The following is a 22,980-nucleotide window of genomic DNA, read 5'->3' on the forward strand; positions in this document are numbered from 1 at the left end:
CGAGATAGGTTAGAAGCGATTCCGCCATGCAGCGGAATGACAGACAACCAAAGTATTCACAACTAATACTTTGTGCTTGATACTATTTTCAAGTGCTATTTAACAACCCATACTTAAAATACTACAACTCAGTTACTCTTAATTTTAAAAAGTAGAAATCTAACTCATGTTTGTATCATCAACCAATTCTTATGAAAACGCTTTTTACAATTACCTGTCTTTTTATTACTTCTATCACGATGGCACAAACTACTGTTTCAGGAGTGATTCTCGATGAGAAAAATGAACCAGTGACGGGCGTAAATGTTTATCTGGAAGGAACTTATGACGGTACCACTACAGATATAGTGGGTGAATTTTCTTTTACTACACAAGAAACTTCTTACGGAATTCTCATCGCCAGTTACATAGGGTATGAAGAATACAAGTTAAAAGCTCTTATAATAGATATGGTGGGATTAAAGTTACGCTTTCGCGAAAGCTTGAATGCATTAAACACCGTAGTCCTGAGTGCAGGAAGTTTTAGTGCAGGAGATAGTTCTAAAGCTAGTGTTTTGAAACCACTAGATATCGTAACTACGGCTGGTGCAGTTGGAGATTTTATTGGTGCATTGCAAACCCTTCCTGGAACATCCTCAAACGCAGATGACGGGCGTCTTTTTGTGCGTGGTGGAAGCGCAGAAGAAACCCAAATCTTTATCGATGGAAGTCGTGTTTTCAGACCATTTGCTCCCACAACGGGTAATATCCCAACTAGAGGAAGGTTTTCACCATTCCTCTTTGACGGGATTACATTTTCTACCGGTGGTTTCAGTGCCGAATACGGAGATGCACTTTCTAGTGTACTGCTCTTAAACACAAACGATTTCCCTAAAGAAGAAAAAACAGAATTAGGAATCATGACCTTAGGTGGAACTATTGGAAAGACAAAAATATGGGGTAAAAACAGTCTAAGTGTAAACGCGCAATACATCAACCTAGCGCCATACAATGAGTTGATTCCACAAAATAACCAATTTGAAAAACCTTTTCAAAGTATCAATGGAGAAGCGGTTTACAGATATGAATTTGACCAAGGGCTTTTTAAGGCTTACAGCGCCTATTCTTACAGTGATTTTGCTATTATCCAAGAAGATATAGATGTGGAAGAAGGATTTTATTTTGGGTTGAGAAATAGAAATTACTACGGTAACCTTAATTATAACGGCTCTTTATCAGAAAGCTGGAATATAGAAACAGGCTTGAGTCTTGCTCACGATAATAATAATGTGAACCTAGCAACAACTAAAATAGACGCTGTAGAAAACGCGTTGCATGCCAAATTCAAACTTCAAAAACGCTATAACAATTACTTTAAGCTCCATATGGGCGTAGAGCAATTTCTTATCAATTACAAGGAAGATGTGCAACTAGAAAACGACACTTTTAAAAGCGGTATCGACCATGGAATTACGGGTGCCTTTACAGAAGCTGAGGTTTTTGCTTCTAAAGATCTTGCTTTCAAAGCTGGTTTGCGAGGCGATTATTACAGCGCTAGTTCAGAATTTAAAGTATCGCCTCGGTTGAGTGCTGCGGTTAGTTTAAATAACAGCTCACAGTTTTCACTGGCTTATGGTAATTTTTATCAAATCGCTCAAAACAATGTACAGCAATATGATCAAGACTTAAAACCAGAAAATGCACAACATTATATAGCCAACTTTTTATTTAAAAAGAACGACCGTATGTTTAGAGCAGAGGCTTATTATAAGAAGTACGACCAGTTGTTGACCTACGACACGACACGCGTTCAATTTGATAGCGATTTGAGTAACGGTGGAGACGGATATGCGGCTGGACTAGATGTATTTTGGAGAGATGAGCGCTCGATCAAGAACTTGGATTATTGGGTAAGTTATTCTTATCTGGATACAGAACGTAAATTCCGTAATTTCCCTGTGGAGGCGACCCCTAATTTTGCAACCGATCACAACTTTAGCTTGGTAACAAAATACTGGATAGAAGCTCTGCAATCACAAATAGGAGCGACCTTCAATTATTCTAGCGGTCGTCCATTTACAAATACTAATGAGTCTGGATTTTTGAACGAAAGAACGACTTCTTTTCAAAGTCTGGATTTTAACTGGGCTTATTTGATAGATCAACAAAAAATTCTTTATTTCTCGGTTTCTAATGTACTGGGTAGAGATAATGTATTTGGTTATCAATACAGCACTACGCCAGATGTTCAGGGCCAGTTCGATCGCCGTACGATAGGTCAGGCGGCAGACCGTTTCTTTTTCGTAGGCTTCTTTTGGACCATAGGCGGTAGCGATAATCAACTGGATAATTTATAAAATAACAACTCAGATACAGGTTTCCACAGTTGGGTCTGTTCCGCTTTTGCGAAAGCGAGATCACTAGTATCATTGTATCATAAATCAAGTAAATCATATATTATGAAAACTATAATCACCACTTTGGTTCTCTTTATATCACTAAGTCTTCCTGCACAAACAGGTTATGAAAAAGCCATGCAAAAAGGACTGGAACTCATGGCAAGCGACTTGCAAGCAGCATCACAACAATTTGAACGCATTTCAAAGGCCGAAAAAGAAAACTGGTTACCACCTTATTATGCAGCTTTGTGCAACATCAACGGCTCTTGGGGACAAAATTCGAAAGAGCAGACGTTACTTCATTTAAACAAAGCTCAAGAATTGATCAATGAAGCCGAATTCTTATCAGATAACAATCCAGAAATCATGGTGTTACAAGGCATGTTAAACACTTGCTGGATTCAGTACGACAGCCGCACTTACGGTATGAAATTATCTGGTGCTACAAATGCGATCTATGAAAAAGCGTTGCAATTAGCTCCGCAAAACCCAAGAGTCATCAGCAACAGAGCGAGGTGGTTGATGGGAAGTGCAAAATTCTTCGGTAAAGACATCGCCCCTTATTGCGGCGAGATCGACAAAGCTATTGAACTATTTGAAAAAGAAATCCCCACAGGTTTTGATCCTAGCTGGGGGGAAAAAGGAGCAACCGACGTAAAAAAGCAATGTGAGAAATAACACACCAATCAGCATCAAAAGGGGCAGAATTAATTCTGCCCCTTTTGACGTTTAAAAGCTTTAAATCTGGTTTTGATATAAAACTATTTTCAACTTCTTATACGTGTTAGGCTTTCGCGAAAGCGATATTAAAACATATACATCCTAAAATAAATCAAAATTCCTTTACGTTACCTCCCTAAACTTCAATAAGTTTCTATAATTTTAAGGAAATTTCCAATTAACCACCAAATTTTACTCGATTTTGATGAACAAATCTATTTTATTTCTGTTTTCGTTATTTGTTTTGGTTTCTTGTACCAACAAAACCGACAAAGAAAAGCTCCAAGAACAACAAAATGAACTTTTCAAATTTAGAGAACACGTCAGTCAGGTTTCTGATCATGTGATCTCTACTAGAGAACCTATTCTAATCAAACTTATAGAACCAGTGGAAGGCTGGGTAGTTGGAAAAGAGCTGGATGCCAGTTGGATAAAATTAGATCCTAGTGCTTCAGGAAAATTAACCGTTCAAGATGCACAGACCATTTCTTTTTTCCCAGAAAAACCTTTGAAGCAGGACACAGAATATCAGGTGAAATTCCAGTTGGGAAAAGTAAAAGAGGTAGCAAAAGACTTAAAGGAATTCACTTTTAACTTTAAAACGATTGCTCAGGACTTTATCGTAAGTACCGATCCAATAGGAAGTTATGAAAGTGATTATCAATATATCAATGGAAGGATACGAGCCAGTGATATTATGGAATTGGAGAACGCAAAAAAATTGGTTGTAGCAAAATTAAACGGAAAGAATCTAAAGGTCAAGTTTCCTAATACAAATGCACTAGGTAAGTTTTTTGAGTTTAAGATAGATAGTATTAAAAGACCGATTGAAGACGAACAATTGGAAATTTCGTGGGACGGTAGCAGTATAGGTGTAAATGATCAAGGAGCAAATACCATTACACTTCCTGGAAAAAACAGCTTTTCAGTAACTGATATAGAGTTGGTTAATGGAGACACAGCATATATTTTGATCAATTTTTCTGACCCGCTAGATAAAAGTCAGAACCTTGATGGGATGATTCAAATAGAAGGCGTGGATAAAATGAAATTTGAGCGTAAAGGAAACGAACTGAAAGTATTTACTTCTAAGTCAGTTACGGGTTCTAAAAAAGTAGAAGTTTTTACAGGAATAAAAAGTGTTGACGGCTATAAATTAAAAAACGGATTTTCAAGTTTTATCGCTTTTGAGCAGGTCAACCCAGAAGTAAAGTTGGTGCGTTCTGGTAGCATTCTTCCTTCCTCACAAAATTCAAAGATCAATTTTAAAGCAGTGAATTTAAATGCGGTGGATGTTTGGGTGTACAAAGTTTTTAATAATAATGTGTTGCAGTTTTTACAAAATAACAATCTGGGCTCTTTAGAAAACCTGCGTAATGTAGGAAGACCAGTCGCTCGCAAAGTGATTGATATTAAAGCAACCGGAAATGACGTGAATAAATGGAATACCTATTCGGTAGATCTTAATGAAGTCATCTCTTCAGATCCTGGCGCTATTTACAGAGTGGAGTTTAAATACAAGCTCGCTTATAGTGCTTTTAAATGTGAGTATACAGCCGATAATCAGCCAGAGATAGAAGAAGTGGACTATGACGATTCTTTGGAAGCTAGCAATTGGGATAGCGCTCAGAACTATTATTATGATGATGAGTACGACTATTACGATTACAATTGGAGAGATCGTGAAGATCCGTGTTCGCATTCTTTTTATACAAACAAGTCAGTAAGTACCAACGTTCTTTCCAGCGATCTCGGAATTACGGTAAAAAGAGGAGAGAACAACGGCTATTTGATCGCGGTAAATGATATCATTTCCACAAGGCCTTTAGGTGGCGCTTTAGTAAAGTTGTTCAATTTCCAACAGCAAGAAATTAGCAGTGGTCGTACTAATACGGAAGGATTGTTAGACATACGTCCAGACAAACCAGCCTTTTTTGCAAAGGTTACTTATAACAACGAGCATGGTTATGTAAAGCTGGATGATGGTAATGCACTATCGGTAAGTAAGTTTGATACCTCTGGAAAGCGACTCCAAAAAGGAATTAAAGGATATATTTATGGAGAGCGGGGGGTATGGCGTCCAGGAGATCATATCTACCTCACCTTTATGCTCAATGATACCGACAATAAATTACCTAATGGTCACCCTATCCAACTAGAATTAAGAGACCCAAATGGTAAAATCATACATGCTGAAGTTCAGAAAAACGGATTGAACAATTTCTATCAATTTGATCTGACAACAGATGATAATGCACCGACAGGAAACTGGAACGCAAAAGTAGAAGTAGGTGGTGTAACTTTTAATAAAACGCTCAAGATAGAAACCATCAAACCCAACCGCCTAAAGGTACAGCTGGATTTTGATGAAGAGATTATCAAATCTGGGAAGAATGTCAACGGTTCTCTAAAAGCGATGTGGCTGCATGGCGCGATTGCAAAAAGCCTTAAAGCAAATGTTACCGCAAAATATTACGCTACAACGACTCAATTCAAGAAATACGACACTTATGTTTTTGATGATCCGTCTCGATATTTTGATTTACAAGAATCTGAGGTATTTGATGGAACCTTAGATCAAAACGGAGACGCTAGTTTTAATTTTGAACCTCACATGGATTCTCAAGCACCTGGAATGTTAAAGGCTAGTTTCCTGACTAAAGTGTATGAAAACGGAGGAGATTTTAGTACTAATGTGACTACCAAAACCTATTCGCCTTATGATACTTATGTAGGAATGGATGTGCCTTTGGGAGACAAGCAAAGAGGGATGTTACTGACAGATACCGACCATAATTTTGATGTAGTTACTTTAGATCAAAGCGGTGCTCCTAAAGCGACCAAAAATCTGGAAGTAAAAGTATATAAAGTCAACTGGAGATGGTGGTGGCAAAGCCAGTCTGGAAGCCTTTCTAGATATGAAGCAAGTGAATACAGACAGGAAGTGTACAGCAACACGATTAATACCAATTCTAGCGGTAAAGGAAGCTTTAAATTTCAACTGAAATACCCAGAATGGGGAAGGTACTTAGTACGTGTTTATGACCCTGTTTCTGGACACTCTACTGGAAAAATCATTTATGTGGACTGGCCAGGTTGGGCTGGAAAAAGTCGTAAAGTAGACCCAGAAATGGCTTCCATGCTTATTTTTAACGCAGATAAAAAAACGTATAAAGTAGGAGAGAACGCAAAAATTACGTTTCCATCATCAGCGGGTGGTCGTGCATTGATTACCGTAGAAAATGGAACGGAAGTCCTAGACGCACAATGGGCAGAAACGAAGGATAAGCAAACACAAGTCAACATACCGCTCCATGACCCGTATGTTCCTAACGTCTATGTTCATATTACTTATTTACAACCGCATGCCCAAACGGCAAATGATCTTCCTTTGAGAATGTACGGCGTGATTCCATTGCTGGTAGAGAATGCCGCAACTCACTTAGAGCCAGAAATAAAGATGCCTAAAGAACTCGCTCCTAAAAGTAGTGCTAAGGTTACCGTGAGTGAGAAAAACAACAAAGCCATGACCTATACCCTTGCGGTTGTGGATGAAGGATTACTAGATCTGACCAACTTTAAAACACCAGACGCTTGGGATACTTTCTTTGCTCGTGAGGCATTGGGTGTGAAGACTTGGGATATTTTTGATGATGTGATCGGTGCTTATGGCGGTCGAATAGATGCGGCTTTTGCCATAGGTGGAGATGGAACGGCAGCAGCTTCTAAAGCTAAAAAAGCCAACCGATTCGAACCTATGGTCATTCACCTAGGACCTTTTACATTGAAGCCAGGCGAGAAGAAAACACATACAATTGATATTCCTCCATATGTAGGTTCGGTACGCACGATGGTGGTAGCTGGAAATGACCGCAAAGAAGCCTACGGCAGTGCCGAAATTGCGACTCCAGTAAAAAAGCCATTAATGATGCTCGCATCACTTCCTCGAAAGCTTTCCCCTGGAGAAACAGTAAAATTACCAGTAACCGTTTTTGCGATGGACGATAAGGTAAAAGATGTAAAAGTGACATTAGAAAACTCGCCATTCTTTGAATTATTAAATGGGAATACACAGCAATTAAAGTTTACGGAGACTGGCGATCAAATCGCTTATTTTGATGTAAAAGTGAAGAACGCCACTGGAATTGCTAAGTTGAAACTGTCTGCAAAAGGGAACGGAGAAACCGCCGCTTATGAGACAGAAATTGACGTGGTGAACCCCAATCCGTACAGTACAATTTCAGAAAAAGCGATGTTAAAGCCGGGAGAAACCGCAACGGTTCCTATCCAGCCTTTTGGAACTAAGGGAAGCAATGCCTCTACACTAACTTTTTCTAGTTTGCCGGCGATGGATCCTGGCCGCAGGTTGAATTACTTGATTCGTTATCCGCATGGTTGTGTGGAGCAAACTACTAGTGCGGCCTTTCCACAATTACATCTTTCTAATGTAGTGGATCTGACTGGAAATCAGCAAAAGGAAATCAGTTATAACGTTAAACAGGCGATCAATAAACTGGGCTATTATCAAAAAGCTAACGGTGGTTTTTCTTATTGGCCAGGCAGCGGTAGCGTTAACGATTGGGGTACCACTTATGCGGGTCATTTTATGATTGAGGCAGAAAAAGCAGGATATACAGTTCCTATCTCGTTTAAATCCAACTGGATTGCTTATCAAAAAAGAGTGGCAAAACAATGGAGATACAACGATCATAATGACTTGCTTCAAGCTTATAGATTGTATACACTAGCTGTTGCAGGAGCACCAGATTTATCTTCTATGAACCGCTTACGCGAAAGCGCAAACCTTTCTAATGATAGCAAGTTAAGACTAGCTGCATCCTATGCATTAGTAGGTCAGAGCAAGGCAGCTGAAGAGCTATTAAAGAAGAGCAATATAGATTTCCAGCCGAGTAGATATGATTACAGAACTTATGGTTCTCCACAACGTAATCGTGCCATGGCACTAGAAACCTACACGATCATGAAAAAAGAGGAGCCTGCGAGACAGCTCATGGAAGAAATGGCTAGAAATCTAGATTCTGATCGTTATTACAACACCCAGGCATTGGCTTACAGCTTTATTGCTATCAGTAAATATGTAAATCACGTAGGTGGCAAAGGAGTGAATGTGGATTATACTTTTAAAGGTAAAACAAATAGCATTTCTAGTACTAAAAGCATCGCAAATCGCGATTTAGGTATTGACGAAAACTCAACCACAGTTACTGTAAAAAATAAGGGCGACAATACGATTTTCATTACCAATGCCCTGACCGGTAAATTACCAGTAGGAAATGAAAAAGCTGCTCAAAGTAAGCTGAGTGCGACAGTTAGTTATGTTGATAAAGATGGAAACGCCGTAAACGTGAGTAAAATAAATCAAGGAACTGAGATCACTGCTATCACAACGATTACCAATACGACTGGTTCTAGAATAGAAGATGTGGCACTGACACAAATCTTGCCATCAGGTTGGGAAATAGTTAATACGCGATTTACAGACTACGGTGCAAAAGAAACGAACAACAGTATAGAGTACACTGACATTAGAGACGATCGTGTGAATTATTATTTTGATTTAAAACCTAAGGAAACAATCACCTTTAAAACAACTATCAATGCCAGTTATTTAGGCACCTACTACCTACCAGGCATACAATGTGAAGCCATGTATGATGCCGATTATATAGTTAGGAATAAAGGGCAATGGATAGAGGTGGTGCGATAAGTTACTATTAGCTTAATCGATAAGGTATTTGTATTAAATTTAGAGATGATAACTGGACGCTCAACAAATTGGTTGTTACATATTATGGTTTAAATAACACATTTTTTTGACAACCAATTTTCCATCTTGACAAATCTCATGATCAATGGTCAACAGGTATATTCAAATTCATCTAGTTGTCAGTCTGAGCTGGTCGAAGATGTTGTTATATAGTCATATGCACTACCACAAAAAAAACAAGGACCCGGATTGTAATGGAATGGCGCAACTCATGGAAACACTTGCTATTCAACAAGAAGGCTATATAGATCACGATGCTGCCAGAAACGAAGTAGGAATTAGTTTTTCTTACCAGAAATCATAAGAAGCTATCTCCAAACGGATAACGCAACTTGATCATCAAACCGCACAAAAGCTAGGTAGAGAAAACGTATAGGAGTGGTACCATTGGGAAATTTATAAAGTGGAGCGGGAGTATAGTTTTGGAAAAATATAAATTGTTAATTATATTGGCTTTATGATAAAGATGTTTAGTAAGGAATTTTGGATAATGGCAGTTGGATTTGGAGTTCCAATGTGGATAATAATGACCCTATTTATGGGAGTCACTGATGAGGTTTCACTTAAGCTATTTGCAGTCAACTTCATAGCTTTCGTATTAATTGCGGGACCATTATTTGCTACGGTATTGGTTTTATTTGCTAGGTATTCTTTTAAGAAAGTTAGCATAAGTATTCCTGAAAATGAGACGCTAATTAAAGAATTTGGAGCTAATCTTTATAAAGGTAAAGAAGGCGTAGGAGGAAAAATTGCTTTAACTGATAAAAGTGTCATTTTCAAATCTCATAAAGTAAACATCCAAACAGGAGAAACACGTATCAATATTCAATACATTTCAGATTTTAAGATCAAAAATCGAGTATTCAACCTCCTAAACAATGAAATTACTTTAACCACTATTGATAAGGATTATCGATTTATTATTCAAGATCGAGATCATTTTATAGAAGAATTAAAGAGGCTGAATACCAGTATTTAGAAGAATCTATCATCGCCTCAAACACTTTTAATTCTTAGCAAAGCTGAGCAACTTGTTTTCCACTTCGGCAAGTTCAATGCAGCGCCTTTGTCTTAAGGGCAAAGCTATATGGCGGGTAGATTATAGAATTGAAAACACATTAAAATGTCATTCTGGTGCAGAGTGGAATTGCTTAGAATGTTCTTGCTACTATTTATCTTTGAATTTTAATCTAACCACTAGATAGCATAAAAACGTTGCTAAAGCCGGTAATCCAATTGACACTGTATTTATCCAAATCATATTTTTTGAATAAGCAAAGTTAGACACAATTAGAAGTACCTATGCGGTTGCTAAAATAAATATTAAAACAAGAAATAGTTTTCCCTTTAGGTTAATTTTTAATTGCAGCTGTAGTACAACGAAAACAGTAAGAATAAATAATTCAACACCTAAAAAAGGTACAATTTCATTACCGCTTGCAAAACTTAATGAAGGAAAGAAAAGTAATATAACTAAGTATATCCTTTCTGTTATAGTCTTCATTCCAAAACTTCCTTCAACCGTTCTATAACAGCTTTTATCTTAATAGTATCAGTCACATCTTCATAGCCGGTTACCATTTTATTCCCAAAAACAGAAGTTGGAATCAATGGAAATTGCTCGCGATTTGCCGTGAGTTGGTTTTCCTGTGGTTGTGCATAAGGTGCAAAACCTGCATAAGGATGTGTGTTTCCCCATAAAGTAATGACAGGAACACCATATAGAGCTGCGAGGTGGCCGTTACCACTGTCCATAGCAATCATCGCGTCTAGATTAGAGATAACGGCTAGTTCGTTTTTAAAATTTGTGGTACCAGCGAGGTTGATCACATTTTTATAAGAATTTGCGATGTCTTTTAATTGTTCTGTTTCTTTTTTCCCACCACCTAAAAGTAAGATACTAGCTTGATCGTTTTGTGCTATTTCCTTGACCATCTCTTTAGCCTTTTGTAGTGTAATGGCTTTATTCTGGTGTGCAGCAAAAGGGGCAAAACCTATCCATTTGGAAGAATTAAGGCTTATTTGCTCCTGAATTTGAGGTAAAAGGCTCTGTTTAGGTAAAAACTCGGTTCCTTTTAATTTAATATTAAAACCCAAATCCCTGAGCACATCTGCATAGCGTTCTGTACTGTGTTTTAAGGGCTGGAAGAAGTCAGGGTCGTTGATCAGTTTCTTTTTATCAGCGCGCCCTTTGTCGATTTTGGCTTTGGGAATTCCTTTAAGAAAAGCACGTAAGATCTTACTGCGCAGTACATTGTGAAAATCAGCTACAGCATGGATTTCTAGTGCTTTTATTTTTCTAGAAAGTTTATAAAGACCAGAAATTCCTTTATGGATTCCATCGACATCTGCTTCTATAAAAGTGATGTCTGGAATATGCTCGAGGATGGAACGGAATCGCTTTCGCGAAAGCGCAACGATCTCTACACTTGGGTAATCTCTTTTTAAAGCTAGTAAAACAGGAACGCACATCGCCACATCGCCCATAGCGCTTAGTCTAATGATGAGTATGCGTTGAGGTAGCGGCATGAATTATTTTAAAGCTCTGAGTACTGGATTAAGTTCGTCGTCATTGTACATTTTCATCTGCTTATACACTTTCATGTACTTGTTTCCTTTAGAGATATCTTCTAACAATTGATCAAGCGCAGTGGATAAATCAATGCGTTGCTCTAGAAGAATGTCCAGTTTCTTTTGACAAGTGTTGATATGTTCTGAGGAAGCATCTGTACGAGTTGCTTCTTCATTCATATGGTATATTTTCAATGCTAGAATAGACATGCGGTCTACTGCCCATGCAGGACTTTCTGTATTGATAGTAGCAGCATCTTTAATTTTCACATCGATGTATTGGTCTAGAAAGTAACCATCTATATATTCTACCATATCGGTGCGATCTTGATTGCTCGCGTCGATTTTTCTTTTAAGAGTCAGTGCGGCAACAGGATCAATTTGCGGGTCTCTAATAATGTCTTCATAATGCCATTGAACGGTATCAATCCAGCATTTGCGATACAGTAAATGCTCTATAAGATGTGTATTGCGGTCGTAAGGGTTTTCAAAACTCTGATCTACCGTATTTACAACATGGTATTTATCGATAACAGTTTGGAAAATTTTATTGGCTTTATTCGAAAACATAATTATAATTTTATAATGCAAATATAAAGATTTACAAGCGCTCTAGAATCTGAGAAAAAAGAGAATCAGCATACCGATAAATGGAACCCATAGGAGTGTTTCTTTAATGACCTTATCCTCCGTTTCTTGTATAAATCTAGCAATAAATATAGCTATCACGGGCAGCAAAAATAGCGCGATACTATCTATCACTAAAAATACAGATCCACAAACCCCGGCAAATCCTAATATAGAAAATCGAGATCGTGCACTTAATGAGATGTTGGGAAAACCGAGTAAGATTGCCATGGAAAAAAGAAAGCCTGCTCCTCCTAAAATTAAAGAAACGATAGTAGATAGTGACCATTTATTGGTCAAGTAATCAAAATTATAATCAAACCTTTCAAACATTTGAAGCAAGTAATCAGTTCCTATAAATTGGTCATAAGTAAAAGTGAGCAAGGCTACACAACTAGCGGCAATAAAAGGAACCGTCCAGTATTTCATATTATTAAAAGCATAAAGAATTATACTTATAAATATGATTAGGAAGAGTAACGAACTCCACGAATAACATATCGCAGCGAGGGCTATCCAAAAAGAGGCATCAAATATTTTTTTAACCAGTCCACGGCCAGTGCGCATACTGAGCAACCTTCTCAATGCGAGAAGAAAAAACAGATAAGCAGTAAAAGCTTCCACACTAGTCGAATATAAAGCCCCTATTACAAGCAAACAACTATGAATCCATAAAGAATAGGAGTTGTTTTGAGTGAGGTTATTTTTAAGAGTGGTCAATTGGAATAGAGCTATAGAACCTACAGCAACAAAAGGAATCCATATCAAACGCCAACCTAAATAAGGATCATGAACTACAAAATATCCAAGCAGGAACCCCACCATCAAAAAAGTGATGATGAAATGAAGGGGTTTACTCGTCTTAAAAAAGCTGGTAAGCATAGAGATTTTTGACTATTTTTGCAGTCGCAACAAGCAATTTACAGAAATGGAAACTTTATTAGACGCAATAGTAAGCTTATTTGAACTTATTTTAATTCCTTTTGATGCTCTAAGAGAACTAGAGAGTGAAAGTTGGTTTGCAGCAAACGCCGTATCATGGATCGCAATTCTTATCCTAATAGCTGCTGTTGTTTACTGGATGTTACAACTTAAAAAGTACGATAAGGATGAGGACAAAACTCAAACTGGTCACTCTTTCTTAGGATAATCAATTACTTTTTATAGGTCAAAACCTATATCCTTACGATAGTACATCTTATCAAAATGTAGTTTCTCTACATTTTGGTAGGATTTTTTTAGTGCCTGTTTGAAATCGTTTCCGTAGCTAGTTACCGCCATAACACGTCCACCGTTAGTTACTATTTTCCCTTCTTTTAGAGTCGTACCTGCATGAAAAACGATGCTGTCTTCTACATTTTTCAACCCAGAGATTTCCATTCCTTTGTCATAGGCTTCTGGATAGCCGCCTGCTACACACATAACAGTGGTCGCACTTCTGGAATCTATAGTGAGCTTTTCTTTGTGTAGTTCCGCTTTCGCGAAAGCGTGCAAATGAGCCAGCAAATCACTTGAAATACGAGGCAAGACTACTTCGGTCTCTGGATCGCCCATTCTTACATTATACTCGATGACTTCAGGTGCTCCATTCACAATCATCAAACCGATGAATACAAAACCTTTATAAACGATACCTTCTTTTGCAAAACCTTCAACAGTAGGTTTTATCACCAGATCTTCTATTTTTTGCATCAACGTATCGTCTGCAAAAGGAACTGGAGAGACAGCGCCCATACCACCAGTATTTAGTCCTGTGTCTCCTTCACCTATGCGTTTGTAATCCTTTGCAGTAGGCATCACTTTATAGGAGACACCATCAGTCATGACAAAAACACTCATCTCAATGCCATCAAGAAATTCTTCTATGACTACTTTATGAGACGCAGCACCAAATTTCCCGCTTACCAGCATTTCCTCAAGAGATTCTTTTGCTTCCTCAGCTTGCGGGATGATAAGTACTCCTTTACCGCCAGCAAGTCCATCTGCTTTAAGTACATATGGTGGTTTCAGACGGTCTATAAAAGCCATTCCTTCTTTTAAGGTCTCTTTTGTAAAACTCTGATAAGCTGCTGTAGGAATATTGTTGCGCTGCATAAATTCCTTTGCAAATTCTTTAGAACCTTCTAGAACCGCAGCTTGTTTAGAGGGGCCTATAACATTGATATGTTGTAACTCTTCTGTCTGGAAATAATCGTAAATACCTTCTACAAGAGGCGCTTCTGGACCTACGATAACCATAGAAATCCCTCTCTCAAGAACAAAGGCTTTGATAGCAGGAAAGTCGGTAATTCCTAGATCTACATTTGTTGCAATTTTCTGAGTTCCAGCGTTTCCTGGAGCGACAAATAAGTTGGTAAGAAGAGGACTTTTAATGATCGAGTGTGCAAAAGCGTGCTCGCGGCCACCGCTTCCTAAAAGGAGAACATTCATAGGTTGTGTTTATAGAACACAAAAATAAGTTTTTGTCAAATTGAATAGCAAAGAAGTACCATACTTTATTCAATAGTTATATGATAGTCGTAAAATTCTAATCATTTAATTTTGTAACTTGTATGAAAATAAGAATGACGTTGACGAAAGAGAAAATATTAGAAAGTTTAAAAAATTCACCCAAAGAATTTGAAATGGACGATTTTCTAGAAGGTCTGTTTTTGATTGAAAAAATAGAAAAATCTCGGGAGCAAGCCAGAAATATATAGGTTCACCCTCATGAAGAAATGCAGAAAATTATAAAGTCTTGGTCTCAATAGTTTGGACTTATACAGCAAAGGAAGATTTAAAGTCTATATATGATTTTTATTGCAATAGATTCTTTTTGTTATGCCGATGGCAAAGTTGATAAAATTCAAAAAGGGATGTGGACCCTTAGAAATGAACCTAATCTAGGCAAAATGGCAACTGAAAACAACAATTTTACTCTTAGAGAATTAGCTGCTGGTAATTATAGAGTCATTTATGAAGTCAAAAATACCGATTGTATAGAAATAATTTTTATTCATCAGGGAGCGCGAGATTCAAATAAAAGATTCAAAAAACTATAATAAGTGCCTGTAAAACTCTTCGACACCATATTAAAGCTGCAAGGTTTTGAGATCGACAAAGCGCGTACTGCTTTTGATATATCAGATTCAGGCGATATAGAAAACCGCAAACAAGCTATAGTAAAACACCACTTCACCAACAATCATTTTTACAATAGCCTTGTAACTGATAAAACAGTTTCTTGGGAAGAATTACCTGTTTTAACCAAACAAAACTTACAGCAAGCCTTGCACAAGCGATTGAGTAAAGGCTTTACCACAAAAAATATCTTCAAAGGGAAAACTAGCGGTTCCAGCGGTCAGCCTTTTACATATGCTAAAGATAAATATGCACATGCGATGACGTGGGCAGCTTTTCATAAAGCCTATAAGCAACATGGAGTTGATTTAAACACTTCATTACAAGCACGTTTTTATGGCATTCCACTAAGCGGAAAAGGAAGGTATATAGAGCTTGTTAAAGATTTTGTGAGTTATCGCAAACGCTTTCCTATTTTCAATATGAATGATGACGTCTTGGAAGGCTTTGTCCATCAGTTCGCAAAAAATGACTTTGAATACATCAATGGTTATACCAGCAGTATTGTTTTACTGGCAAAATACTGTCAAAGTAAAAGTGTGGTTCTCAAAAGTATTTGTCCATCACTTAAAATAGGAATCGTTACCAGCGAAATGCTTTTCCCGGACGACCGATTGCTTTTAGAAGAATGGCTAGGAATTCCAATAATAAATGAATATGGAGCAAGCGAAGTAGGATTGATTGCCATGCAAAATGCAAAAGGGGATTTTGAAATCAACCAACAGAATCTTTATGTAGAAGTAGTTGATGAAGAAAACAGGCAAGTTCCTGATGGAGAACTAGGCAGCATTCTAGTCACCGATCTTTACAACAAAGCACATCCTATGATACGTTATGAAATTGGGGATCTGGGTAGTCTAGAAACCCTACATAACGGAACACGAGTTTTAAAAGACCTGCAAGGACGCACGAGTGATGTCGCTTTATTACCAAGTGGTAAAGTAGTTCCAGGATTGACTTTTTATTACGTGACTAAAGCCATTATCAAAGAAGACCTAGATATTCTAGAATTTATAGTCATTCAAAAAGAACCGGCTTCTTTTGAAATTCAATATGTGAGTAAAAGTGATATGGAGGATGCTCTGAAAAAGAAGATTCAAAACTCTATGGATGAGTATCTTGAGCCTGGTCTATCTGTTATTTATTCGAGACACAAGGTTCTTGATCGCAGTAAACGAGGGAAATTGAAGCAGTTTATCAGTGAGGTTTAGTGCTAAGTGGAATAGTATTGTTTTAGCACATTAGAAAAGCACTTATTAAACGCAACTTTTTCACTAAATAAGTATCTTAAATAAAAGAATCTTAATCATGAAAAACCCCCTATTATTTCTTCTAGTCTCCATAATATTTATAGCATGTAATAATGACGATGATTCTACTTCAGTATCATATACATTAATCTCGGAAAATAATCTTAATGGCGGAGAAGGAATTCCCAAGCAAAACCTTGTAATAACAGACGATACTACTTGGAGTAATTTAATCACTTCTATGGATTCTGAAAACAACGTTTCTGACTCGTTTACGGAAACAACTATTGATTTCAGCACGTATACAGTTATTGCTGTTTTTGACGAAGTAAGACCTTCTAGCGCTTATGGTTTAGAAGTTGGTATTTTTCAAGATGTCTCTAATATTATTGTAGACGTAAATTATATCCGTTTTGGTGGAGGTGCGTTTACCATAGTCAAGCAACCTTTCTATATCGTTAAGATGGAAAACAGCAACTTACCTGTCCTTTTTCAATAGAACTATTTCACTTTAGATAGTAATTTACTTTTCACAAAAAACTGCTCATAAAAAAACTGCAGCATCATCCAGCTACTTTTTAAGGTAGAATATCCTAAATGTGTTCTGTAAACGGCATAGTTGTATTTGATAAGATCTAACTTATTAGAAGATAAACCGTCACCTTTATGGTAACTAGCTATAGGTTTTTGAATTCCTATGGCAAATTCTGCTTTTTGAATCACATCCAGCCACATGGCCCAATCTTGTCTTTTACGCAATGCTGGCATGTAGAATTTTCCTAGTTTTTTTGCGTTGTAAATCCCAGTAAGATTGCCTAAATAATTGGCTTTTAAGAGTCTCTCAAAAGTCAGCTTTTCAAATACTTGATGAATAAATTCTGGCTGATCTGGGGATGATTTAAAAATTTCATAAGCGCCATAACAAAAAGTAGCCTTCTGCTTTTTCATCGCATGAAGCTGTACTTCTAGTTTATGAGGTTTCCATAAATCGTCTGCATCTAAGAAAGCTATATAGGTGCCGGTTGCGGCTTCTATTCCTTTATTGCGAGTGATTCCAGCCCCAGAATTTGAAGTGTTTTTTAAGTTGATAAAAGTTAGTTCTGAAGAGGTGTTTTTTGCAGCATAAGCTTTCGCGAAAGCGTAACTACCATCAGCACTACCATCATCTACAACAATGATTTCTAACGGCCGATGCGTTTGTGCTAGAATACTGTCCAAGGATTCTTTTATCGTTGTAAGGCTATTAAACGTAGGCGTTATGATAGAAACCAGACTCATTTAATAAGCTTTTTCTTCACCCTGAAACACATTGCCAATGGTTTTAAAAATGATTTTTAGGTCTAAAGCGATGTTCCAATTCTCGATGTAATAAATATCATTGCGTACACGTCCTTTGATATCTTCTTCTGTTTCTACTTCGCCTCGGTAACCACTTACTTGAGCAAGTCCTGTAATGCCAGGTTTTACAAAGTGACGTACCATAAATTTATCAATCCGCTCGGCATACATATGGGTGTGACTTACCATATGCGGTCGCGGTCCTACCACACTCATGTCTCCTAAAAGAACATTGAAAAATTGCGGTAATTCATCAACACTCGTCTTGCGTAAAAACCGACCTATCTTAGTAATTCTAAGGTCACCCCGTTTTACCTGATGTAAGTGTGCGGTAGTATTAGGAACCATAGAACGAAACTTAAAACAAGTGAACTCCTTGTAATCCAAACCGTTGCGAGATTGTTTAAAGAAAACAGGACCTTTAGATTCCATCTTGATGATAATAGCAATTAAAGGAGTGAGCCAAGACATCACGCAAGTAATCACTAACAAGGAGAACAGAATATCAAAGGTTCTTTTTGCAAATTTATGAGCGATATCATCCAGCGGGATCTCTCTTAAAGACAGCACAGGTGTTAAACCGTAATAATCATATTGTAAATGCTTAGAGAGCACTGTTGCTGTATTAGGAATGAATTTAAGTGTCCTCAGGTTATTATCTGCAAAATCGGTAAGCGCTATGAGCTGCTCATTATTCAATTCGGTGACAGAGCAAAAAATTTCATCTATTTTCTCTTGAATCACCCATTCCTTAAACGCAGGCAGAGAAAAGGAACTTGCAGTGACATCAATTAATTTTTTAGAACGGTAGCCCAGGTCTGTATGTGTTTTGAAAAAATCAAGAAGCTGTTGGGTATCTTTGTTTTTACCTAAAATCACTACATTTCTATAGTTTCCACCCAACGCGCTGCGGTAGTTTTTAAGTATAAAAAACAAGGATATTTTCACAAATGAAACACCAGTAATAGTAGCTCCTATGTAATTAAATATAAAGGTAGATTCTCTGTTGAGCTCATAGTAATACCCAAAAAAAGCAAATACTACAAATGCAAAAAATACAGACTGCTTAGCCAGGCGTGACAGTAAAGTGGTGAATTTTGTATTCCTACGTATTCTATAAAAATCCAGCTGCATGGAGACAATCACCCAGCAAATACCTATAAAAATACTATAGGTAAGTAAGTCAAAACTTTCTTTGAAAAAATAAGACGCAGCAAGAATGATAAGACTCAAATCCACTACATAGGAAAGGGGTCTTATAAAACCAGAAAAACGGCCATTGCGATAGGCGATACTATCTGCGGATATGTTTTGTAAAGTCTTTGTGGTCACGTTTGTTTAAATCTTCTGGAGATAGTGATTTGAAATAGTCATAAGTTAATTTCATTCCTTCTTCACGACCCACTTTAGGTTCCCAATCGAGGATTTTTTTAGCAAGTGAAATATCTGGACGTCTTTTCAATGGATCGTCTTGTGGAAGATCTCTATAGACTACTTTTTGGTCGGTTCCTGTAAGTGCAATAATTTCTTCAGCAAAATCTCCTATGGTGATTTCGTTAGGGTTCCCTATGTTTACAGGGTCTGAATAATCACTAAGCAGTAATCTATAAATTCCTTCTACTTGATCGTCCACATAACAGAAAGACCTTGTTTGCGATCCATCACCGAAAACAGTGATGTCTTCTCCTCGCAGTGCTTGACCCATAAAAGCAGGAATCACACGACCATCATTGAGTCGCATTCTCGGCCCATAGGTATTAAAAATACGTACGATACGGGTTTCTAATCCATGAAACCTGTGGTAAGCCATTGTCAAGGATTCTTGAAATCGTTTTGCCTCGTCATAAACGCCACGCGGCCCTATTGTATTTACATTACCATAATAACTTTCATCTTGAGGATGTACTAAAGGATCACCGTAAATCTCACTAGTAGAAGCGATAAGTAGCCTCGCATTTTTTGCTTTTGCCAGACCTAAAAGGTTATGCGTTCCTAGAGAACCTACTTTTAAGGTTTGGATAGGAATCTTTAAATAGTCTATGGGACTTGCTGGGCTAGCAAAGTGTAAAATATAATCTAGATCTCCAGCTACGTGAACATAATTAGAGACATCGTGGTTGTAGAACTCAAAATCTTCATGAGGGAAAAGGTGTTCGATATTTTTAAGATCGCCAGTGATCAGGTTATCCATCGCTACAACTCGGTAGCCTTCTTTTATAAAACGATCGCAAAGGTGCGAACCTAAAAATCCAGCAGCACCGGTAATAAGAACTCTTTTTTTCATGTAAAACGTAGATCAGTTATAAGTTTTCAAAGATAGGAAAATTGAATGCGTGCTAGCCCAGCTTTATTGGGAACAGCTAAAACAAGTTTTTAGAGCACAGCGCTATCAAAAATAAATGGATTGGGATCAAGAATAATCTCCTTATAATCCCCCAGCTCTTCTGTTGCTGCAACACCCGGGAAGTCGCCTTTATAAGTTTTCATATCGGTCATGATTTGAAAGTGCAGGTGTGGAGAATAACCACCATTCTCTTCTGGTTTTCCTAGGCTTGCTATGATCTCGCTTTCGCGAAAGCGGAATCCCACAGACCATTTTTCCATGTCACTTATAGAGAGATGGCCATAAAGCGTATAGAGTTTTTTACCGTTGAGATCGTGTTCCAAAATCAAGGTAGGACCGTAGTTTCCAGCGTCGTCGTTGTGAGCAAAACTGTGTACTACGCCATCCATAAATGCGTGAACGCTAGTCCCAGCTGGAGCCCAAAGATCGATTCCCATATGAACATCTCGTACCTTACCAGTCTGAAACCTAGCCGATCTTCTATACAAAGCACGCTGTTCTAAGTAACCGCCGTGAGCCACAGATTTACCAGTAAGAGTGCGTTTTTCTTGCAAATAATTTTCAAAAACAGGAATGTCACTCACATCATTCTTATCCCAAAAGGAATTTGCAACCGACAGATTTATAGGGAAATAGTCTTCTGAACTGTATTTAGGATCGATAAGGTGTTTCAATGTCATGATAATTAAGGCTTCAATTTTATAGCAATTTAATGAAATATCTACCTTCATATTGCTGACAAGTGCTTTAAATCCCCAATAAATTGGTGTATTTTTAAACCAAAGAAATTTGATATGATCAATAGAACGGTAAAAGGTGTGGAAGAAGCACTGGAAGGCGTTAAAAGCGATATGACTTTGATGGTAGGTGGTTTTGGACTGTCTGGAATTCCTGAAAATAGTATCGCTCAACTGGTAAAAATGGGAGTTATGAATCTTACTTGTATTTCAAATAATGCAGGTGTAGATGGCTTTGGCTTAGGTTTATTACTTCAAGGAAAACAAATCAAGAAAATGATTTCTTCCTACGTAGGGGAAAATGACGAGTTTGAACGCCAGATGTTGAGCGGTGAGTTGGAGGTAGATTTGATCCCTCAAGGAACACTAGCCGAAAGATGTCGCGCAGCACAAGCCGGTATCCCTGCATTTTTTACACCAGCAGGCTATGGTACTGAAGTAGCCGAAGGAAAGGAAGTCAGAGATTTTGACGGAAAGCCACATATTCTAGAACAGGCCTTCAAAGCAGATTTTGCCTTTGTAAAAGCATGGAAAGGAGACGAGGCTGGAAATTTAATTTTTAAAGGAACAGCTCGTAACTTTAATCCGGTAATGGCTGGTGCAGCTGCGATTACTGTTGCTGAGGTAGAAGAACTGGTTCCTGCAGGGGAATTAGATCCCAATGAGATTCATATTCCAGGAATATTTGTAAAACGCATTTTCCAAGGAGAGAAGTATGAGAAGAGAATTGAGCAAAGGACAGTTCGCAGTCGAAAATAATTTGTTGATATGACAATTTGTTAATTTGATAGTACTTAAAAATGCCGTATGAGAAATATAAAAGATAATGCTATCGGTAGTTTGACTTTTAATTTTTCGCTACAAATTATTGATTTTGTCCAGCAACTAAAAAGTCAGAAAGATTGGGATTTAGCATCGCAACTCTTCAGATCCGGAACGAGTATAGGGGCAAACGTTTGGGAAGCTCAAAACGCAGAAAGCACTTTATTCATAAATTTAAAATTGGCGCAAAGGAAAGCGACGAATCTGAATACTGTTGGAATTATGTGAAGCATCAAAACATTTATCCACCCCTGAAGAACAGATTTTAAAAGACAGAGAATCTATATCAAAAGTGCTGTCTAAAATTATAGGAACTACAAAACGTAATATGAATGGATAATTTGAACATTAAATCATTATCAAATTATCTCATCACCAAATCATCAAATTAATCATGTTAGACAAAATAGGAATAGCAAAGAGAATAGCGCAAGAAGTAAAAGACGGTTACTATGTAAATTTAGGAATAGGAATACCAACTTTGGTAGCTAATTATGTATCTGATGGAATGCAAGTAGAATTTCAATCTGAAAATGGAGTTCTCGGAATGGGACCATTTCCTTTTGAGGGAGAAGAAGATCCAGATGTGATCAACGCGGGTAAACAAACCATCACCACATTGCCAGGCGCTAGCTTTTTTGACAGTGCCATGAGTTTTGGTATGATAAGAGGACAACACGTTGACCTGACTATTTTAGGAGCTATGGAAGTAGCTGAAAATGGCGATATAGCCAATTGGAAAATACCAGGTAAAATGGTAAAAGGAATGGGTGGCGCTATGGATCTAGTAGCCAGTGCTGAGAATATTATCGTTGCGATGATGCATACCAATAGAGCAGGAGCTTCTAAACTCTTAAAAAGATGTTCTTTGCCATTAACAGGTGTGAATTGTATCAATAAAGTCGTGACCAACCTTGCTGTTCTTGAAGTAACGGATAAAGGTTTTAAATTATTAGAACGCGCTCCAGGAGTGAGTGTAGAAGAAATTCAAAATGCTACAGAAGGGACATTGATTATTGATGGAGAGATTCCGGAGATGAAGATTTAAAACGGATTATAATATTTTGAAAAAGTCACTTAAAATGGTGGCAGAGTTTACCCAAAACAGCCATGTGATCAATGGGGTTTCAGAATTCATGGCAATCCATGCAAGAAATAAAATGATGCTTCAAGAATATGTGGAAGCTGAAAAAGATGATTTTGTCAAAGAATTAATTAATTTGGTTTTATTATCCTAAGGGTAGAATTAATTCTGCCGTTAGGATAAAGCCTTTTTTGCCTCCAA

General features: G+C 37.6%; 21 protein-coding genes. 13 read left to right on the forward strand and 8 right to left on the reverse strand.

Annotation, left to right across the window (positions count from 1 at the left end; genetic code table 11):
- Nucleotides 1-191 precede the first annotated feature (191 nt).
- From F0365_RS05065 to F0365_RS05085, 5 genes are all read left to right on the forward strand, one after another.
- Nucleotides 192-2,336 carry a TonB-dependent receptor domain-containing protein gene (locus F0365_RS05065; protein ID WP_169932701.1) on the forward strand — a complete coding sequence of 715 codons (2,145 nt, stop codon included), beginning with the start codon at nt 192-194 and terminating at the stop codon, nt 2,334-2,336.
- A 102-nt stretch (nt 2,337-2,438) separates the two neighbouring features.
- Nucleotides 2,439-3,056, forward strand: coding sequence for a hypothetical protein (locus F0365_RS05070; protein ID WP_169932702.1), 618 nt, complete (start codon nt 2,439-2,441; stop codon nt 3,054-3,056).
- Between the two features lie 247 nt (nt 3,057-3,303).
- Nucleotides 3,304-8,826: an alpha-2-macroglobulin family protein gene (locus tag F0365_RS05075; RefSeq protein WP_169932703.1), complete on the forward strand. Its 5,523-nt coding sequence runs from the start codon at nt 3,304-3,306 to the stop codon at nt 8,824-8,826.
- Between the two features lie 217 nt (nt 8,827-9,043).
- A complete protein-coding gene (locus F0365_RS05080; protein ID WP_169932704.1) occupies nt 9,044-9,190 on the forward strand; it encodes a hypothetical protein in 147 nt (48 codons plus the stop codon).
- Between the two features lie 153 nt (nt 9,191-9,343).
- Nucleotides 9,344-9,865: a GRAM domain-containing protein gene (locus F0365_RS05085; RefSeq protein WP_169932705.1), complete on the forward strand. Its 522-nt coding sequence runs from the start codon at nt 9,344-9,346 to the stop codon at nt 9,863-9,865.
- 521 nt (nt 9,866-10,386) lie between these two features.
- Here the strand turns inward: F0365_RS05085 and F0365_RS05090 are convergent.
- From F0365_RS05090 to F0365_RS05100, 3 genes are read right to left on the reverse strand one after another with little or no spacing between them, the layout of a single operon-like run.
- Nucleotides 10,387-11,415 (reverse strand): glycosyltransferase family 9 protein, encoded by a 1,029-nt coding sequence (locus F0365_RS05090; protein ID WP_169932706.1) that lies wholly within the window; start codon nt 11,413-11,415, stop codon nt 10,387-10,389.
- Nucleotides 11,416-11,418: 3 nt separating this feature from the next.
- The gene (locus tag F0365_RS05095; protein WP_169932707.1) at nt 11,419-12,027 is read right to left on the reverse strand and encodes a DUF4254 domain-containing protein; all 609 of its coding nucleotides are present in this window, start codon (nt 12,025-12,027) and stop codon (nt 11,419-11,421) included.
- A 42-nt stretch (nt 12,028-12,069) separates the two neighbouring features.
- Nucleotides 12,070-12,966, reverse strand: coding sequence for a hypothetical protein (locus F0365_RS05100; RefSeq protein WP_169932708.1), 897 nt, complete (start codon nt 12,964-12,966; stop codon nt 12,070-12,072).
- Nucleotides 12,967-13,012: 46 nt separating this feature from the next.
- Between F0365_RS05100 and F0365_RS05105 the strand changes: the two genes are divergently transcribed.
- Complete coding sequence (locus F0365_RS05105) at nt 13,013-13,234, forward strand: DUF6341 family protein (protein WP_169932709.1); 222 nt, start codon at nt 13,013-13,015, stop codon at nt 13,232-13,234.
- An 11-nt stretch (nt 13,235-13,245) separates the two neighbouring features.
- Here the strand turns inward: F0365_RS05105 and purD are convergent, their stop codons facing one another.
- Entirely contained in the window at nt 13,246-14,514 is a 1,269-nt protein-coding gene (purD, locus tag F0365_RS05110) for a phosphoribosylamine--glycine ligase (RefSeq protein ID WP_169932710.1), read from the reverse strand.
- Between the two features lie 359 nt (nt 14,515-14,873).
- Between purD and F0365_RS05115 the strand changes: the two genes are divergently transcribed.
- The 3 genes from F0365_RS05115 (at nt 14,874) to F0365_RS05125 (ending at nt 16,953) form a co-directional block, all read left to right on the forward strand.
- The gene (locus tag F0365_RS05115) at nt 14,874-15,125 is read left to right on the forward strand and encodes a type II toxin-antitoxin system RelE/ParE family toxin (RefSeq protein ID WP_169932711.1); all 252 of its coding nucleotides are present in this window, start codon (nt 14,874-14,876) and stop codon (nt 15,123-15,125) included.
- 3 nt (nt 15,126-15,128) lie between these two features.
- Nucleotides 15,129-16,415, forward strand: a complete 1,287-nt coding sequence (locus F0365_RS05120) for a phenylacetate--CoA ligase family protein (protein ID WP_169932712.1) — start codon at nt 15,129-15,131, stop codon at nt 16,413-16,415.
- 97 nt (nt 16,416-16,512) lie between these two features.
- Nucleotides 16,513-16,953 (forward strand): hypothetical protein, encoded by a 441-nt coding sequence (locus F0365_RS05125; protein ID WP_169932713.1) that lies wholly within the window; start codon nt 16,513-16,515, stop codon nt 16,951-16,953.
- A 2-nt stretch (nt 16,954-16,955) separates the two neighbouring features.
- Here F0365_RS05125 and F0365_RS05130 read toward each other — a convergent pair whose 3' ends face one another.
- The 4 genes from F0365_RS05130 to F0365_RS05145 all read right to left on the reverse strand — a co-directional run bounded on the left by F0365_RS05130 (nt 16,956) and on the right by F0365_RS05145 (nt 20,867).
- Nucleotides 16,956-17,732, reverse strand: coding sequence for a glycosyltransferase family 2 protein (locus tag F0365_RS05130; RefSeq protein ID WP_169932714.1), 777 nt, complete (start codon nt 17,730-17,732; stop codon nt 16,956-16,958).
- A complete protein-coding gene (locus F0365_RS05135; RefSeq protein WP_169932715.1) occupies nt 17,733-19,124 on the reverse strand; it encodes an exopolysaccharide biosynthesis polyprenyl glycosylphosphotransferase in 1,392 nt (463 codons plus the stop codon).
- The gene (locus F0365_RS05140) at nt 19,087-20,076 is read right to left on the reverse strand and encodes a UDP-glucuronic acid decarboxylase family protein (RefSeq protein WP_169932716.1); all 990 of its coding nucleotides are present in this window, start codon (nt 20,074-20,076) and stop codon (nt 19,087-19,089) included. Before F0365_RS05140 ends, F0365_RS05135 begins: the two co-directional genes overlap by 38 nt.
- An 89-nt stretch (nt 20,077-20,165) precedes the next feature.
- The gene (locus F0365_RS05145) at nt 20,166-20,867 is read right to left on the reverse strand and encodes a peptidoglycan DD-metalloendopeptidase family protein (RefSeq protein ID WP_206071305.1); all 702 of its coding nucleotides are present in this window, start codon (nt 20,865-20,867) and stop codon (nt 20,166-20,168) included.
- A gap of 63 nt (nt 20,868-20,930) precedes the next feature.
- On the opposite strand from F0365_RS05145, the gene F0365_RS05150 reads away from it, so the two are divergent.
- The 4 genes from F0365_RS05150 to F0365_RS05165 all read left to right on the forward strand — a co-directional run bounded on the left by F0365_RS05150 (nt 20,931) and on the right by F0365_RS05165 (nt 22,933).
- On the forward strand, nt 20,931-21,632 hold the full coding sequence (locus F0365_RS05150; protein ID WP_169932717.1) for a CoA transferase subunit A: 702 nt from the start codon (nt 20,931-20,933) through the stop codon (nt 21,630-21,632).
- 48 nt (nt 21,633-21,680) lie between these two features.
- Complete coding sequence (locus F0365_RS05155; RefSeq protein WP_317169843.1) at nt 21,681-21,923, forward strand: four helix bundle protein; 243 nt, start codon at nt 21,681-21,683, stop codon at nt 21,921-21,923.
- 166 nt (nt 21,924-22,089) lie between these two features.
- The gene (locus F0365_RS05160; RefSeq protein WP_169932718.1) at nt 22,090-22,743 is read left to right on the forward strand and encodes a CoA transferase subunit B; all 654 of its coding nucleotides are present in this window, start codon (nt 22,090-22,092) and stop codon (nt 22,741-22,743) included.
- Between the two features lie 16 nt (nt 22,744-22,759).
- Complete coding sequence (locus F0365_RS05165) at nt 22,760-22,933, forward strand: hypothetical protein (RefSeq protein WP_169932719.1); 174 nt, start codon at nt 22,760-22,762, stop codon at nt 22,931-22,933.
- The last annotated feature ends 47 nt before the right edge of the window (nt 22,934-22,980 follow it).

Origin of the sequence: Nonlabens sp. Ci31 (genome assembly GCF_012974865.1) — a bacterium.
Classification (GTDB): domain Bacteria; phylum Bacteroidota; class Bacteroidia; order Flavobacteriales; family Flavobacteriaceae; genus Nonlabens.